The sequence below is a fragment of the Arthrobacter sp. SD76 genome, assembly GCF_049726125.1.
Classification (GTDB): domain Bacteria; phylum Actinomycetota; class Actinomycetes; order Actinomycetales; family Micrococcaceae; genus Arthrobacter; species Arthrobacter nitrophenolicus.
This window is the reverse complement of sequence record NZ_JBNBLR010000001.1, coordinates 1,823,766-1,839,218: the sequence shown is the minus strand read 5'-3', so window position 1 is coordinate 1,839,218 and position 15,453 is coordinate 1,823,766. Positions and strand designations below refer to the sequence as shown.

General features: G+C 67.3%; 8 protein-coding genes and 4 pseudogenes. 3 read left to right on the top strand and 9 right to left on the bottom strand.

Translation table 11 applies throughout. The features are described from left to right. Positions 1–60: 60 nt before the first annotated feature. The 3 genes and pseudogenes from ACPEE0_RS09185 to hisS all read right to left on the bottom strand — a co-directional run bounded on the left by ACPEE0_RS09185 (position 61) and on the right by hisS (position 4,278). Positions 61–903, bottom strand: a complete 843-nt coding sequence (locus ACPEE0_RS09185; RefSeq protein ID WP_424574394.1) for a GNAT family N-acetyltransferase — start codon at positions 901–903, stop codon at positions 61–63. Between the two features lie 74 nt (positions 904–977). After that, positions 978–2,779 (bottom strand): annotated as a pseudogene (aspS, locus tag ACPEE0_RS09180) (aspartate--tRNA ligase). 134 nt (positions 2,780–2,913) lie between these two features. Continuing rightward, the gene (gene hisS, locus ACPEE0_RS09175; protein ID WP_354175989.1) at positions 2,914–4,278 is read right to left on the bottom strand and encodes a histidine--tRNA ligase; all 1,365 of its coding nucleotides are present in this window, start codon (positions 4,276–4,278) and stop codon (positions 2,914–2,916) included. Between the two features lie 224 nt (positions 4,279–4,502). On the opposite strand from hisS, the pseudogene ACPEE0_RS09170 reads away from it, so the two are divergent. The 3 genes and pseudogenes from ACPEE0_RS09170 (at position 4,503) to ACPEE0_RS09160 (ending at position 7,799) form a co-directional block, all read left to right on the top strand. Beyond that, positions 4,503–5,308, top strand: a pseudogene (locus tag ACPEE0_RS09170) (peptidylprolyl isomerase). A 63-nt stretch (positions 5,309–5,371) separates the two neighbouring features. Continuing rightward, a complete protein-coding gene (locus ACPEE0_RS09165; protein WP_407709493.1) occupies positions 5,372–6,973 on the top strand; it encodes a DUF349 domain-containing protein in 1,602 nt (533 codons plus the stop codon). Between the two features lie 91 nt (positions 6,974–7,064). Then, positions 7,065–7,799, top strand: coding sequence for a hypothetical protein (locus tag ACPEE0_RS09160; protein WP_424574393.1), 735 nt, complete (start codon positions 7,065–7,067; stop codon positions 7,797–7,799). Here the strand turns inward: ACPEE0_RS09160 and ACPEE0_RS09155 are convergent. From ACPEE0_RS09155 to ruvA, 6 genes and pseudogenes are all read right to left on the bottom strand, one after another. Further along, complete coding sequence (locus tag ACPEE0_RS09155) at positions 7,680–10,070, bottom strand: RelA/SpoT family protein (protein ID WP_133347226.1); 2,391 nt, start codon at positions 10,068–10,070, stop codon at positions 7,680–7,682. The two genes, ACPEE0_RS09160 and ACPEE0_RS09155, sit on opposite strands and share 120 nt — an antisense overlap. A 156-nt stretch (positions 10,071–10,226) precedes the next feature. Beyond that, on the bottom strand, positions 10,227–11,243 hold the full coding sequence (secF, locus tag ACPEE0_RS09150) for a protein translocase subunit SecF (RefSeq protein WP_009357438.1): 1,017 nt from the start codon (positions 11,241–11,243) through the stop codon (positions 10,227–10,229). Next, positions 11,243–12,999 (bottom strand): annotated as a pseudogene (gene secD, locus ACPEE0_RS09145) (protein translocase subunit SecD). The gene secF and the pseudogene secD overlap by 1 nt, the downstream one beginning before the upstream one ends. Positions 13,000–13,097: 98 nt before the next feature. Continuing rightward, positions 13,098–13,514 (bottom strand): preprotein translocase subunit YajC, encoded by a 417-nt coding sequence (gene yajC, locus ACPEE0_RS09140; protein ID WP_009357441.1) that lies wholly within the window; start codon positions 13,512–13,514, stop codon positions 13,098–13,100. A gap of 207 nt (positions 13,515–13,721) precedes the next feature. Next, positions 13,722–14,811 (bottom strand): annotated as a pseudogene (gene ruvB, locus ACPEE0_RS09135) (Holliday junction branch migration DNA helicase RuvB). Further along, complete coding sequence (ruvA, locus tag ACPEE0_RS09130) at positions 14,804–15,448, bottom strand: Holliday junction branch migration protein RuvA (protein WP_009357443.1); 645 nt, start codon at positions 15,446–15,448, stop codon at positions 14,804–14,806. Before ruvA ends, ruvB begins: the two are co-directional and overlap by 8 nt. Between the last annotated feature and the right edge of the window lie 5 nt (positions 15,449–15,453).

Sequence of the window (15,453 nt, the reverse complement as noted above, 5' to 3'; positions counted from 1 at the left end):
CCTTGCCGTTTCGATGGTTCGGAGCATCGAGTGCGCAGGGAACCGTCGAAACGGTGAGCGCTAGCAGCCGGTCAGTGCGTGCCGCGGCCGTTCCTGCCGGTACAGGTAGCGGCCGGTTTCCCGGAACCCGGCCCGGGCATACAGCTCCTGGGCGGACCGGTTCGCGACGGTTACCAGCAGCCAATAGCCGTCCAGCCCCTGCACGGAACCGGCGTGGAGCAGCGCGCGCAGGACAGCAGTGCCATAGCCGCGGCCGCGTGCGTCAGGCAGCGTGGCCATGCAGTAGATGCCGCCGCGCTGGGCCGTGTCCCCACCCCGCGGGGCTGTGTCCCCAGCGGGAATGGCGAGGCGTCCGACGGCGGCCGGCCGGCCGGCGTCGTCCCTCACCAGCGCGTACAGGGACGGGCAGCCCTTGAGGATGTCCGTGGCGGTGGCGAGGGCGTCCGCGCCGCCCCGTCCGTCCACTGTCCACCACACGTTGAGCCAGTCGGCCGACGGGTCGGTGCGGATCTCCACCGAAGCTTCCGGCGTGTGAGCATCGGGCAGGGGGCCTCGGGTCATGATCAGCGTCTCGGACTGCCGGGTGAACCCTTCGGCGTCGAGGAACTCGTCGAGCGCGGCTGTCCGGGCGCCGGCGGGCACCTGGAAGATCACCGGCAGCCGGCGCGCCCTGTACCAGGCGCGCGCGTCCCGCAGCAGCGCCGGCGGCACTTCAGTACCGCCGGGATGCCGTGGCCAGATCGAGTTGGCCCGCTGGGTGACCCCGCCGGCGGCACGGAACACCCAGCCGCCGGCCGAGTGCCGTTCCATAGCTGGCCAGGCGGCGTCCATTGCTGCCTCAACATCCCAGGCAGCAGCGCCGCCGGCCGGGCCCGCATGTATGCCGGTCACACCTGTGGCCACAGGACCTCCTTCATTAATGGCAGGAGGCTCCCCGGCGCGGCCGGGAAGCCTCCTGTCATGCAGCTGGTGCGTGCTTACTTCGCGATTGCTTCAGCCTTCTTGGCCTCGGCCGGCTTGACTGCCTCAGGCTTGAAATCGACGCCGGCTTCCTTGCGCTGCTGCGGCGTGATCGGGGCCGGCGCGTCGGTCAGCGGATCATGGCCGCCGCCGGACTTCGGGAAGGCGATGACGTCGCGGATCGAATCCACGCCGGCCAGCAGGGAGACAACGCGGTCCCAGCCGAAGGCAATGCCGCCATGCGGAGGGGCGCCGTACTTGAAGCCCTCAAGCAGGAAGCCGAACTTGGTCTGCGCGTCCTCCTTGTCCAGGCCCATCAGTTCAAAGACGCGTTCCTGCACGTCGCGCTGGTGGATACGGATGGAGCCGCCGCCGATCTCGTTGCCGTTGCAGACGATGTCGTACGCGTAGGACAGTGCAGACTCGGGATCCTTGTCGAAGGTGTCCAGGAACTCGGGCTTGGGCGAGGTGAACGCGTGGTGCACGGCGGTCCACTGCCCGGCGCCGACCGCGACGTCGCCGGAAGCAACCGCGGCGGCTGCCGGTTCGAACATCGGGGCGTCGACAACCCAGCAGAAAGCCCAGTCGCTGGGGTTGATCAGGCCGGTGCGGTGGCCGATCTCCACCCGTGCCGCACCGAGGAGGGCGCGGGACGGAGTCTTCTCGCCGGCGGCGAAGAAGATGCAGTCGCCCGGCTTGGCACCGACGGCGTCGGCCAGGCCAGCGCGCTCGGCGTCCGTCAGGTTCTTGGCAACGGGACCTGCCAGCTCGCCGTCTTCCTTGTACAGGACGTAGGCCAGGCCCTTGGCGCCGCGCTGCTTGGCCCATTCCTGCCAGGCGTCCAGGGCGCGGCGGGCCTGCGAGGCGCCGCCGGGCATGACGACGGCACCGACGTACGGTGCCTTGAACACGCCAAAGTTGGTGTCCTTGAAGAACTCCGTCAGCTCGGTCAGTTCCTGGCCGAAACGCAGGTCCGGCTTGTCCGAGCCATAGCGGGCCATGGCGTCCGCGTAGGTAATCCGCTGGATGGGCGTGGGGATCTCGACGTCGATGAGGCGCCACACGGCCTGGACGATGTTCTCGCCGAGGGTGATGATGTCGTCCTGGTCAACGAAGCTCGCCTCGATGTCCAGCTGGGTGAACTCCGGCTGGCGGTCGGCGCGGAAGTCCTCGTCCCGGTAGCAGCGGGCAATCTGGTAGTACTTCTCGAAGCCGCCCACCTGCAGCAGCTGCTTGAACAGCTGCGGGGACTGCGGCAGCGCGTACCAGGAACCGGGCGCCAGGCGGGCCGGAACAGGAAGTCGCGCGCGCCTTCGGGGGTGGAGCGGGTCAGCGTGGGCGTCTCGATCTCCACGAAGCCGTCCTTGTGGAGGAGTTCGCGTGCCACCCGGTTTGCCTCGGAGCGCAGCCGGAGGTTGCGGCTGGGGCCGGGGCGGCGGAGGTCCAGGTAGCGGTGCTTCAGCCGGGCTTCCTCGCCAACCTCCACGTGCTCGTCGATCTGGAACGGCAGGGGGTCGGAGGTGTTCAGGATGACCACCTTGTCCGCCATGACCTCGATGTCGCCGGTGGCCAGGGCCGGGTTTTCGTTGCCCTCGGGGCGCTTGGACACAGTGCCGGTGACCTGCAGGACGTACTCGTTGCGCAACCCGTGGAAGACCTCTTCCTCGCGGACCACCACCTGGGCCACGCCGGAAGCGTCGCGCAGGTCCACGAATGCCACACCACCGTGATCACGGCGGCGGCCCACCCAGCCGGCCAGGGTTACGGTTTGTCCAATGTGCTCGGAACGAAGGGATCCGAGGTCATGTGTGCGCAGCACAGCACGCCTTTCTAGAGAGATCAGGGGGAAACTGTGGGAGATATAAAAGGACCGTTGCAGGAACAGTCCTGTCCGAGTTTACCCGCTGGACAGGGACCGCCGCCCCATGGCGGCCCCTGCTGCGGGCAATCCGGCTAAACGGCGGCGGGCTCCGCGCTGGCCACCTGCACCGAAAGGTCCTCCGACGGCGGCATCCAGGTTTCGGGGGCTGCCACCACCTGCTCGCCGGTTCGGATGTCCTTCACCTGGTGGGTGCCGTCGTCGTCCGTGAACCACACGAACGGGATGCCGCGCCGGTCGGCGAACTTGATCTGCTTGCCGAACTTCTCCGCCTTGGCCGCCACCTCGGTGGGGATGCCGCGGCTGCGCAGCTGGGCCGCAACATCCTGCGCGGCACCCCAGCTGTCGTCATGGGTGAGGGCCACCAGGACAGCGGTGGGGACCGAGCGTGAAGCCCTGGCCAGGTCCTGGCTGAGGATGCGGGACACCAGCCGGGTGACACCGATGGACAGGCCGACGCCGGGGAACTTCCGGTTGCCCTTCGAGGCGAGGGCGTCGTACCGGCCGCCGGAGCAGATGGAACCCAGCTGCTCGTGGCCCACCAGGACGGTCTCCACCACGGTGCCGGTGTAGTAGTCCAGGCCGCGGGCGATGCTCAGGTCTGCCAGTACCTTGCCCGGGGCACGCTGGACGGCGGCGTCGATGACCTGCTCCAGCTCATCCAGCCCCTCATCAAGCAGCTCGTTGGACACGCCGAGCGCACGCACCTGGGCCACGAAGGAAGTGTCCTCCGTCCGGATGGCGGCCAGCTGCAGTGCCTTCCGCGCCTGCTCATCCGTGGCACCCAGCTCGGACTTGAGCAGCTCGGCCACCTTCTCAGGCCCGATCTTCTCGAGCTTGTCGATGCTGCGGAGCACACCGGCGGTGTCATCCAGGCCGATGCCGCGGTAGAAGCCTTCGGCCAGCTTCCGGTTGTTGATCCGCAGCCGGAAGTCAGGGATGGGCAGCGCGCTCAACGCTTCGGCGATCACCAGGGCGATCTCGACGTCGTACCGGAACGGCAGTTCGCCGTCGCCCACCACGTCGATGTCAGCCTGGGTGAACTCGCGGGCACGCCCCTCCTGCGGACGCTCGCCGCGCCACACCTTCTGGATCTGGTACCGCCGGAACGGGAAGGCCAGGTAGCCGGCGTTTTCCACCACGTAGCGGGCAAACGGGACGGTGAGGTCGAAGTGCAGGGCCAGCGCGTGCGGGTCGGCCTTGCCCCCTTTGACCGGGTTGTCGCTGTCATCCTCCTGGAGGCGGCTGAGGCCGTACACTTCCTTGTCGATCTCGCCCTTGCGCAGCAGCTGCCCCACGGTCTCCACGGCACGGGTCTCGATCGAGGCGAAGCCGTGAAGCTCGAAAACCCGCCGCAGCGTGTCCAGGACATGAAGTTCCACCAGCCGCTCCTCGGGAAGCCACTCGGGGAATCCGGACAGGGAGGCGGTGCGTGCCATGGAAGTTCTCCTCTTAAAGCGCCGGATGCTGGCCGCTTTCCGCCCGTTGCGGGCGCCGATCGGCGGCAGTCCAGCCAGTCATGCATAAACTATGTGCGGCAGTCAGTTTATGCGTCATCGGTGTGCATCTCTAATGCGCACGGGCGGCAGGGCCCGGCCGCCAAAAAACCTGTGCTGCCGGCCCTGTTGGCCGCAGTGCAGCAGCCCGACTATGAGGAGGACCCTTGCCGGCCAGTTCACGCAGTGCCCGCGAAGCCAAACGGCGCATCCAGCAGATGGAGGCCAAGCGCGAGCTGCGGCGGGACCAGGAGAAGCGGCGCAAGCGCGACAACCTCGTGGCCGCCGGCGCCGGAACCGCCGCCGTTGTCCTCGCCGTCGTGCTCCAGCTCACTGCCTTTGCCGGCAACCCCACAGAGGATGAATTCGCTGCGGCCGAGGCCGGCCTCACCAGCCCGTCGGCTTCCGCCACTCCGTCTGCGCAGGCCACCAACGGCCCCAACATTCCGGCGGCCGATACCGCCGCCGGAAAGACGTTTACCGGCGAGCTGGTGCTGAACGGGAGCCCCCTGGGCGTAGAGCTGGACGGCACCAGCGCACCGCAGGCCGCCGCCGTCTTCAAGTCCCTCAGCGACGAGGGCTACTACAGCGGAAAAACCTGCCACCGCCTGACCACCGGCGACGCTTTCGGCGTTATGCAGTGCGGCTCCCCCACCGGCGACGGCAAGGGCGATCCCAACTACACCTGGGGTCCCTGGAAAACACCCCCGCGGACAACACCTACCCTGCCGGGACCATCGCTGTGGCCCGGACAGGCAACAACGCCTACGGCAACGGGACCCAGTTCTTCATCGTCTACAAGGACACCACCATCCCCGCGGACAGCGCCGGCGGCTACACGGTGGTGGGCAAGGTGACCTCCGGACTGGACGTGGTATCCACCATTGCCGCCGCCGGGATTACTCCCGTCACCAGTGACACGGACGGCGCACCTGTGCAACCAGTCACGATAGACTCGTTTTCTCTGAAGTAGGAGCCCGGCCCGCGGCCGCGGTGCAGTACGGAAGTATTCCCTCCAAGCGAAAGACTTTTAGCGGTGACAGACAGTCAGAAATCCGACGAAACAGCAGCAGAACTGACCGGGACGGCCCAGGCCACCACGGACGGCGCAGCCCCGGCAGTGGGCACTCCGGAAACGGAAGCCCCCGCGGCAGAGAACGGCCAGGAACCGGCCGGCGCGCCCGCAGCGGTGGCTGAGGACGAAGCAACCGGCACCGCTCCCGCGGTGGATGCGCCGCCCGCTCCCGCTGCCTCAGCTGCTCCAGCCCCTGCACCCGCCCCGGGGCCCCGCCCCTCTGCTCCGTCGCCCGCGGCTTTCGCATCCCGCCCCAAGCCGGCGGCTGCCGCTCCCGCAGCGGCGCCCGTCCAGGCTCCGCCCGCCACATCCCTGGCCGAGGCTTCGAAGTGGGGCCGGGTGGAAGGCGACGGACATGTCTTCCTCACCATCGACGGCGCCGAGCACCCCGTGGGCCAGTACCCGGGCGTCAGCGATGACGAGGCGCTGGCGTACTTCGCACGGAAATACGACGACGTCGTGGCCCAGATCGTCCTGCTGGAACAGCGCGTCAGCTCGAAGGCCCCCAGCACCGACATGCAAAAGACCGTGACCCACCTGCGGGAGCAGCTCGCCGAGCGCAACATGGTGGGAGACCTCCGTGCGGCCGAGGCACGGCTGGACACACTCACCACGCAGATCACCGAACTCGAAAAGGCGGAGAAGGCCGAGCACGAGGCCGTCCGTGCGTCCGAACTGGCCGCCCGTGAGGCCATCGTTGCCGAAGCGGAACAGATTTCCGGCCAGGACCCGGCCCAGACGCAGTGGAAGACGTCCAGCGCACGGATGAACGAACTGTTCGAGAGCTGGAAAGCCGCGCAGAAGAGCGGTGTCCGGCTGGGCCGCAGCAACGAGGACGCCCTGTGGAAGAGGTTCCGGGCAGCCCGCACCGTCTTCGACCGGCACCGCCGCGCCTACTTCTCGCAGCTGGACAGCAACAACTCCGCAGCCAAGGCTGCGAAGGAAAAGCTGATTGCCGAAGCCGAGGCACTGTCAACGTCCACCGACTGGGGCTTCGCCGCCGGTGAATACCGGCGCCTCATGGACCAGTGGAAGGCGTCCCCGCGGGCCAGCCGCAAGGACGACGACGCCCTGTGGGCGCGGTTCCGTGCTGCCCAGGATGTCTTCTTCACCAACCGGCAGGCCGCGAACGACGAGATCGACCAGGAATACGCCGCCAATCTCACCGTCAAGGAAGCCCTTCTGGAGGAAGCCAACGGCATCCTCCCGGTGAAGGACCTCGGAGCCGCCAAGAAGGCCCTGCAGTCCATCCGCGACCGCTGGGAGGAAGCCGGCAAGGTTCCGCGTGCGGACATGGGCCGTATCGAAGCCGGGCTTCGCAAGGTGGAGGACGCTGTCCGCCAGGCCGAGGAAGAGCAGTGGCAGCGGTCCAACCCGGAGCGGAAGGCACGCACCAACAGCGCGCTGTCCCAGCTTGAATCGGCCATCGCCGGTCTGCAGGAGGACCTGGCGGCAGCCGAGAAGAGCGGCGACCAGCGCAAGATCAAGGCTGCCCGGGAAGCCCTCGAGGCGCGCCAGGCCTGGCTCGACCAGATCCAGCGGTCGGCCAGCGAGCTTTCCTGACCCCGCGCCACCCGCAACGCGCAGGCCCGGTCCCGGTTATCCACATAACCGGAACCGGGCCTGCGGCCGTTAACGCCAAGGGGCAGGATGGATGGATGGCGACATCACCGGCTTCCCCTGCTGCCCAGGCCTTGACCACCCAGCGGGGAGCCAGGCGCCCCGCTTCCCCGAACTGTATGCGCCGGGGATGCCCTTCGCCGGTCCGGAACTGCAGTCCCTCGCCGCGGACGGCCTGCTCGCCCGGCTCCACCACAACGGCTACACCCTGCCGGAAGTGCAGGGCTCGCCCCAGCTGCGGGCGCGGGCCGCCGCGGGCGGTGTTCCCCAGGCGGTCAGGCAGCGCGTCGTGGCAGGCCGGATGACGGCGGCCTGGATCTACGGGTGCGCGGCGGAGCCGGACCGGCTTGCGTTGTTGGTGGATGCCAAACGGCGTGTCTCAAGCCTGCGCAACACGCGCGGCTGCACGCTGCATGAGGTCAGGCTGGGCCCCTTCGACGTCGTCAGCCTGGGCGGGCTGATGGTCTCCAGCCCGCTCCGCACGGCGTTGGACGTGGCACTGCACGTGGAGGCGGAGCGCGCCATTCCTGCGCTTGCGGCGCTGCTGGCACGCCCCCAGCAGGACGTGCGGCTGCGGCTGCTGGTCCTTGCGATAGAGGCCTCGCCGCGGGTTCCGCACAAGAGGGCTGCGCTGGAGAAGCTCGCTTCCCTAGCTCCTGCGCTTGTTTCCGGTGGTGCGGTAGACGTCGAAGACGCCGTCGATCCGGCGGACGGCACTCAGGACGTGGCTCAGGTACTTGGGGTCGCCCATCTCGAAGGCGAACTTTGAGATGGCCACCCGGTCCGTGGACGTGTGGACGCTGGCGGCCAGGATGTTCACGTGGTTCTCCGACAACACCCGGGTCACGTCGGACAGCAGCGACTTGCGGTCCAGGGCCTCCACCTGGATCTCCACGAGGAACACGCTGGACTGGGTGGGCGCCCAGTCCACGTCCACGATCCTGTCCGGCTGGTCCTTGAGGTCGGAGATGTTGGTGCAGTCCGTGCGGTGCACGGATACCCCGGATCCGCGCGTGACGAAGCCCAGGATGGGGTCGGGCGGAACGGGGGTGCAGCAGCGCGCCAGCTTCACCCAGACGTCGCCGACGCCGCGGACCACGACGCCCGAGTCCGAGAAACGTGCCTTGGTGACCTGGGTGGGGATGCTGACTTCGGTGATGTCGTCGTCGGCGCTTTCCTTCCCCCCGAGGCTTTCGACGAGTTTCTCCATGACCGCCTGCGCGGAGGTGTGGCCGTCGCCGACACCGGCGTAGAGCCCGGAGATGTCCACGTACTTGAACTCTTCGGCCACGGCCGCCAATGCCTCGTGGGTCATCAGGCGCTGCAGCGGAAGGTTCTGCTTGCGCATTGCCCGGGTCAGCAGTTCCTTGCCGCGGTCGATCGCTTCCTCGCGGCGCTCCTTGCTGAACCACTGCCGGATCTTGTTCCGGGCCCGGGCACTCTTGACGAAGTGCTGCCAGTCCTGGCTGGGACCGGCGCCCTCGGCCTTGGAGGTGAAGATCTCCACCCAGTCGCCGTGGTTCAGCTCGCTGTTGAGCGGCACCAGCTTGCCGTTGACGCGGGCGCCAATTGTCCGGTGCCCCACCTCGGTGTGCACGGCGTACGCGAAATCGACGGGAGTGGAGCCTGCCGGCAGTGCCATGACCTCACCCTTGGGGGTGAAGACGAACACTTCGCGGGCGTTGATCTCGAACCGGAGCGAATCGAGGAACTCACCGGGATCTGACGTCTCCTGCTGCCAGTCCACCAGGGACCGCAGCCACCCCATGTCGCCGTCGCGGGGGCTGCCGGGGCCGACGGCGGTGCGGTTGGGCTGGTCCTTGTACTTCCAGTGCGCCGCCACACCGTATTCCGCGCGGCGGTGCATCTCGTGGGTCCTGATCTGGATTTCCACGGGCTTGCCGCCCGGGCCGATCACTGTGGTGTGCAGCGACTGGTACATGTTGAACTTGGGCATCGCGATGTAGTCCTTGAACCGGCCCGGCAGCGGGTTCCAGCGCGAATGCATGGTGCCAAGGGCTGCATAGCAGTCCCGGACGGAGTCCACCAGGACCCGGACCCCCATGAGGTCGTTGATGTCGTCGAAGTCCTTGTCCCGGACAATCATCTTCTGGTAGATCGAGTAGTAGTGCTTGGGCCGGCCCGTGATGGTGGCCTTGATCCGTGCGGTGCGCAGGTCCTCGGTGATCTGGTCGCGGATGACGCTGAGGCTCTTCTCGCGCTCAGGGGTGCGGTCCCCCACCATCCTCACGATTTCCTCGTACACCTTGGGATAGAGTGCCGCGAAGGAAAGGTCCTCGAGCTCCCATTTGATGGTGTTCATGCCCAGGCGGTGGGCCAGCGGGGCGAAGATCTCCAGCGTTTCGCGTGCCTTGCGGGCGGAGGACTCTGCGGATACGAACCGCCAGGTGCGGGCGTTGTGGAGCCGGTCGGCCAGTTTGATCATCAGCACGCGGATGTCCTTGGCCATGGCCACGACCATCTTGCGGACGGTTTCGGACTGCGCAGCCTCGCCGAAGCTCACCTTGTCCAGTTTGGTGACGCCGTCGACCAGCATCGCCACTTCCGGGCCGAAATCCCGCTTCAGGTCATCGAGGGTGTACGGCGTGTCCTCCACGGTATCGTGCAGGAGGGCTGCCGCCAACGTGGTGCCGCTCAGGCCGAGCTCGGCCAGGATGGTGGCCACAGCCACCGGGTGGGTGATGTACGGGTCGCCGCTCTTGCGCTTCTGGCCCCGGTGGCTCCGCTCCGCCACGTCGAACGCGCGCTGGATGAGGTCAAAATCCTCTTTCGGATTGTTGGCCCGGACTGTCCTCAGCAGCGGCTCGAGGATGGGCGAGTACGTGGCTGTGCTGCGCCCGGTCAGGCGGGCAAGCCGGGAGCGGGTACGTTCGCGGCGCCCCGGAAACGTGGCACGGGACCCGGAGTTGTCGACGGGCACCAAGGAACCAGGGCGCGCCGATGCCGCCAGCCCTGTTTGCACACCGGCAGGATTCTTGTCTCCCTGTGCCGTTGGCGCCGACGCCGAACGTTCTTCCAATGAAGCACTCCTCACCACCGCTTTAATTACTTCAGTCTATTCCCCACGCCCTGCAGTTTTATAACCGGCCCTTGAATGTGCCGGGCCGGACAGCGCGATGGTTGCGCTGTCCGGCCCGGGGCCGTCTTCAGGCCCTCGACTGGGATGATGCGGCGGTCAGGCCTGGGCCGGTTCGGTGGAGGCCGTCCGGCCGGCCGCGCCGGCACGGCGGTGCTCCACGCGCTTGGCCTGCCTGACCAGGTCCGGCTCGTTCTGCCGCAGCCAGGCGTACATGGGTGCCCCCACGAAAATGGTGGCGGCCGTGCCGATGAGGATGCCCACGAACAAGGCCAGTGACAGGTCACGGAGCGTACCTGCGCCCAGCAGTCCGGCACCGATGAACAGGATGGCGCCCACGGGAAGGATGGCCACCATCATGGTGTTGATGGAACGGACCAGGGTCTGGTTCACGGCGAGGTTGACCTCCTCGGCAAAGGTGCGCCGCGTGGAGGCGTCGATCTCCGCGGTGTTCTCACGGATCTTGTCGAACACCACCACGGTGTCGTACAGCGAGTAGCTCAGGACGGTCAGGAAGCCGATGATGGCTGACGGGGTGACCTCGAAATCGCTCAGCGCATAGACGCCTGCGGTGATGAACATGGTCACCGCCATGCCCGCGATGGCCGAGAGCGACATCTTCCACGTGCGGAAGTACAGCGCCATTAGGACCGCCGCCAGCAGGACAAAGATCACCAGGCCGATCAGCGCCTGCTTGGTGACGTCCGCGCCCCACGTGGGACCTACGAAGGTTGACGTCACCTCGTTTTCCGTGACGCCGTAGGCCGCGGTCAGGCCCTCCTTGATGCGGAGGGTCTCATCGTCCGTGAGCTTGTCGGTCTGGATCCGCATGGTGGTCCCGGCCACGTTGGCGACGCGCGGAACACTGCCCGCGACGACGTCCGTGACGGCTTTCTCGCCCAGGGCAGCGTCCGTCGTTTGAACGTTGGAGACCGTGAACTCGGAGCCGCCGCGGAATTCGATGCCCAGGTTGAAGCCGCCCTTGACCGCCGGGATGACGATGGACAGGGCCACCGCCACGGCGGCGATGAGGAACCAGATTTTCTTGGAGCCCACGAAATCGTAGGAGCGCTTTCCGGTGTAGAGCTCGTTGCCGAAGTTGGCGAAGCCTGACATTACTTGTTCTCCTTCGCTGCCGTCTTGGAGGAACCGGCAAGCTGCTCCTGCTTCTCCGCCAGGCGGCGTTCGGCAATGGTCATCCTGCGTTCGGCTTCGGCAGCCGCGCCCGCGTTCTTGGCGCGGACCGCCGCCGGCCTGTCCTCCGGGGTGCGGACGCGTCCGGCACCGCGGTACAGCGGCACGGCGCCCAGCCGCTTGGGATCGAGCCCGGACAGCGGGTGGCCCTCGCCGAAGAACCTGGTGCGGGCCAGCAGCTGCAGCGTGGGATGCGTGAACATGAACACCACGATGAGGTCCGCGATGGCGGTGAGGCCCAGGGTGAAGGCGAAGCCGCGGACGTTGCCGACGGCCACGAAGTACAGGACCAGGGCGGCCAGGAGGTTCACGGCCTTGGAGGCCAGGACCGTGCGCTTGGCGCGCTTCCAGCCGTTTTCGACGGCGGACACCAGGCCGCGGCCCTCGCGGAGTTCATCGCGGATGCGCTCGAAGTAGACGATGAACGAGTCGGCCGTCTGGCCGATCGCCACGATGATGCCCGCGACGCCGGCGAGGGAGAGCCGGTAGTTTTCCGTCCAGCCGAGGATGGCGATGGCCAGGTAGGTGAGGATACCCGCGACCACCAGCGAGGCGATGGTGACGAAGCCCAGGGCCCGGTACTGGAAGAGCGAATAGACCACCACCAGCAGCAGGCCGATCAGGCCGGCGAGGAGGCCCATTCGCAGCTGCTCGCCGCCGAGGGTGGCGGAAATCTGCTGCTCGCTCTGGATTTCGAAGCTGATGGGCAGGGCGCCGAAACGGAGCTGGTCGGACAGCGTCTTGGCCGTCTGCTCCGTAAAGCCGCCGGTGATCTGCGGGCGTCCGTCGGTGATGACGGCCAGCGACCGGGGCGCCGAGATCACCTGGTCGTCCAGGACGATGGCGAACTGGGCTTTGGGGTCGGTGCCTGATTCGCCGCCGGCGGCCACATAGAACTGGTTGAGGCGCTCGGTGACCTCTTTGAACTTGGCGGTGCCCTCGTCGTCGAACTGGATGTTCACGGCCCAGTCGTTGGTGACGGCGCCCTGGGCGCCCTGCTGCAGCTGGAAGGACGAGGTGACGATGTTGCTGCCCTTGACCTCCACCGGACCCAGGATGTACTTGATGGCCGGGGTGGTGTCCGTGGCAGGCTCGCAGGTGACCAGCGGCTTGGCCGGATCCGAGCGTTCCTGTTCATCCTGGGCCGGGTTGTCACAGTCCAGGGACTCGAACTGCCGGTAGATTTCCGGGGTGATCCAGTTGATGTCGCTGCTGTTGGCCGGCTCCGCGGTGGGCTTGGGCAGCTGGTCCTCGGGCGCCCGTGATTCCTCGGGAACAGGTGCGCCGGCACCGTTGAGAAGGACCGGACGGAAGTTCATGTCCGCGGAGGCCTGGATGAGGTCGCGTGTCTGGCTGGAGGGGTTCCCGGAAGGCTGACCACCACATTCCGGCCGGACTGGGTACTGATTTCGGCTTCGGCAACACCGGAGCCGTCAACGCGCTGGCGGATGATCGCCACGGCCTGGTTGAGCTGTTCCTCGTTGATGTCCGAGCCGCCCTCGACCTTCGGCGCCAGGATCATCTGGGTTCCGCCTTCAAGGTCCAGAGCGAGCTTGGGCGCCCAGCTTGCCTGCCCGCTGAGGGTGCCGCCGGCCAGGACAGCGGTCAGCGCGGCGATGATTACGCCGAGCCAGACCAGGACCCTGAGGCCTGGTTTCTTGGGGCCAGTTCGTGCCATTGTCGATCTTTCTCTTGATCACGGAAGAACCGCCGGTGCCTGCTGTGGCCAGCACCGGCGGCATTCCGCAGCGGTAGAGGGTTATGCGTTCAGCGGGACTAACTGTCCTTCTTGCCCTCGTCGTTGAGGCGCTTGAGGGTTTCGTCGGGCGTCTCCACCGGCGTGGTGGCGGTGCTGCCGCCCTCACGGCCGGTCAGGGAGGAGGCATCGTCCGGTACGGCCGGCGCAGCGGGCTCCGGCTCAACGGTCATGGGCTCAACGGCCACGGGTTCGACGATCTTGGTGACAGCCTGCCGGTGGACCGTGGCGAGGTTGCCCGGGGAAAGTTCAAGGGTGACTTTGTTCTCGGCTTCGTCAACGGCGACGATCCGGCCGAAAAGGCCGAAGCTGGTCATCACGTCGACGCCCGGGCCGAACTTCGACTGGAGCTCCGCCTGCTGCTGCTGCGTCTTCTTATTGCGCCGGAACATCATGAAGATGAAAACTCCGAGCATGACGAACAGGAGAATTGACATTGGATCCAAGGGGAATTCCGTTCCTTAAGTGCCGAACCGATTTTTCCGGCAACGTCCGCCCCGTTCCGCCGGTGGCCGGACTGCCAGGCAAATGCCTGACGGAATCCCTTTCCCACCGAGGCGGCCAGTTGAATGGCGCCGGCGAAACACGGGCCCGGACGTGCCGAGCGTCATACCAGTCTAAGGGGAAAAACTGAAGGGAGCCTGTTATTGGCTTTCCGGGGCCCAGCCGTCGGATGCTGCGGCGGCGTCGGAGTCGGGATCGAAGAGCTCCAGCTGCTCCTGGGCAAACACGCCGGACGGGATGGCGTAGCCCAGGTGCGTCCACGCCGGTGCCATGGCAATCCTGCCCCGGGGCGTGCGGCCCAGCAGGCCCTCCCTGACCAGGAAAGGCTCTGCCACCGTTTCGACAGTTTCAGTTTCCTCGCCGACGGCGATGGCCAGGGTGGACAGCCCTACCGGCCCGCCGCCGAACTTGGTGATGAGGGCCTCGAGGACTGACCGGTCCAGGCGATCCAGCCCCTTCTTGTCCACCTCGTACATGTCCAGCGCGGCGGAGGCTGCACGGGCGTCAATCTGCTCGATTTCGTGGACCAGGGCCCAGTCCCGGACCCGCCGCAGCAGGCGGTTGGCGATCCGGGGGGGTGCCGCGCGAACGCCCGGCAATCTCCGTGAAGCCGGCGGAGTTCACCTTGAGGTCCAGCAGTCCGGCTGAACGGCGGAGGACCAGTTCCAGCTCCTGGACGGAGTAGAACTCCAGGTGCCCGGTGAAGCCGAACCGGTCGCGCAGTGGTCCGGGAAGCAGGCCGGCCCGGGTGGTGGCACCCACCAGGGTGAAGGGCGGCAGTTCCAGCGGAATGGCCGTGGCCCCGGCCCCCTTGCCCACCACGATGTCCACCCGGAAGTCCTCCATGGCCATGTACAGCATTTCTTCGGCCGGACGGGACATGCGGTGGATTTCGTCGAGGAAGAGCACCTCGCCTTCGGACAGCGAGGACAGGATGGCTGCGAGGTCGCCTGCGTGCTGGATGGCCGGGCCGCTGCTGATGCGCAGCGGGGCGTTCATCTCGGACGCGACAATCATGGCGAGGGTGGTTTTGCCAAGGCCGGGCGGGCCGGAAAAGAGCACATGGTCCGCGCTGCGGCCGCGCATCCGGGAGGCTTTCAGCACCAGGGACAGCTGCTTGCGCACCCGGTGCTGGCCCACGAAGTCGTCCAGGTTCTTGGGCCGGAGGGCGGCTTCGATGGCACGCTCTTCCGGCTCCTCCCCTGCCGCCACCAGTGACGGTTCAGCCACGGCTGCCTACGCGGTTGCCCGCCCGGGCGCCGTCCTGGCCCAGCCAGCGCAGCGTGGTCCGAAGGATTTCGGGGACGTTGCCGCGGAAGGATACTTCCGGCTCATCCGCCAGGGCTTTGTCGATGCTGGATGAGGCGTCCTTTTCAGACCAGCCGAGGCTGGTCATCGCCGCCACCACCTGGGGCTTCCATGCTGCCTCGGCGGCAGTGGGGGCGGCTGCGGAACCGGCGGTGCCGTGCGGAACGAGTTTCCCGGCCAGCTCCAGGACGATCCGGCCCGCCACCTTGGGTCCGATGCCGGGGACCTTGGTGAAGGTCTTGCTGTCGCCGGTGTGCGCGGCAACCCGGATGGCCTCGGGATCGTGGACCGCCAGGACGGCAAGGGCCAGCCGTGGCCCGACGCCGCTGACGCTGAGGAGCACGTCGAACACTTCCCGTTCGTCATCGGTGGCGAATCCGAAGAGGGTCAGGGAGTCTTCCCGGACAATCAGGGACGTGAACAGCTTCCCTTCCTCCCCGGTGCGCAGTCCGCTGAGGGTCTGCGGGGTGGCGAATACGCTCATGCCGGCGCCGTTGAGGTCGATGACGGCCGTGGACAGGCCTACGTGCGCTACGGTTCCGCGGAGGAAACTGATCAAGGCCG

Excerpts from the sequence above, each read along its gene's own strand:
- hisS (WP_354175989.1), bottom strand. The coding sequence starts at position 4,278 with ATGGCACGCACCGCCTCCCTGTCCGGATTCCCCGAGTGGCTTCCCGAG.
- ACPEE0_RS09160 (WP_424574393.1), top strand. The coding sequence starts at position 7,065 with ATGGATGGCGACATCACCGGCTTCCCCTGCTGCCCAGGCCTTGACCAC.
- secF (WP_009357438.1), bottom strand. The coding sequence starts at position 11,243 with ATGTCAGGCTTCGCCAACTTCGGCAACGAGCTCTACACCGGAAAGCGC.
- yajC (WP_009357441.1), bottom strand. The coding sequence starts at position 13,514 with ATGTCAATTCTCCTGTTCGTCATGCTCGGAGTTTTCATCTTCATGATG.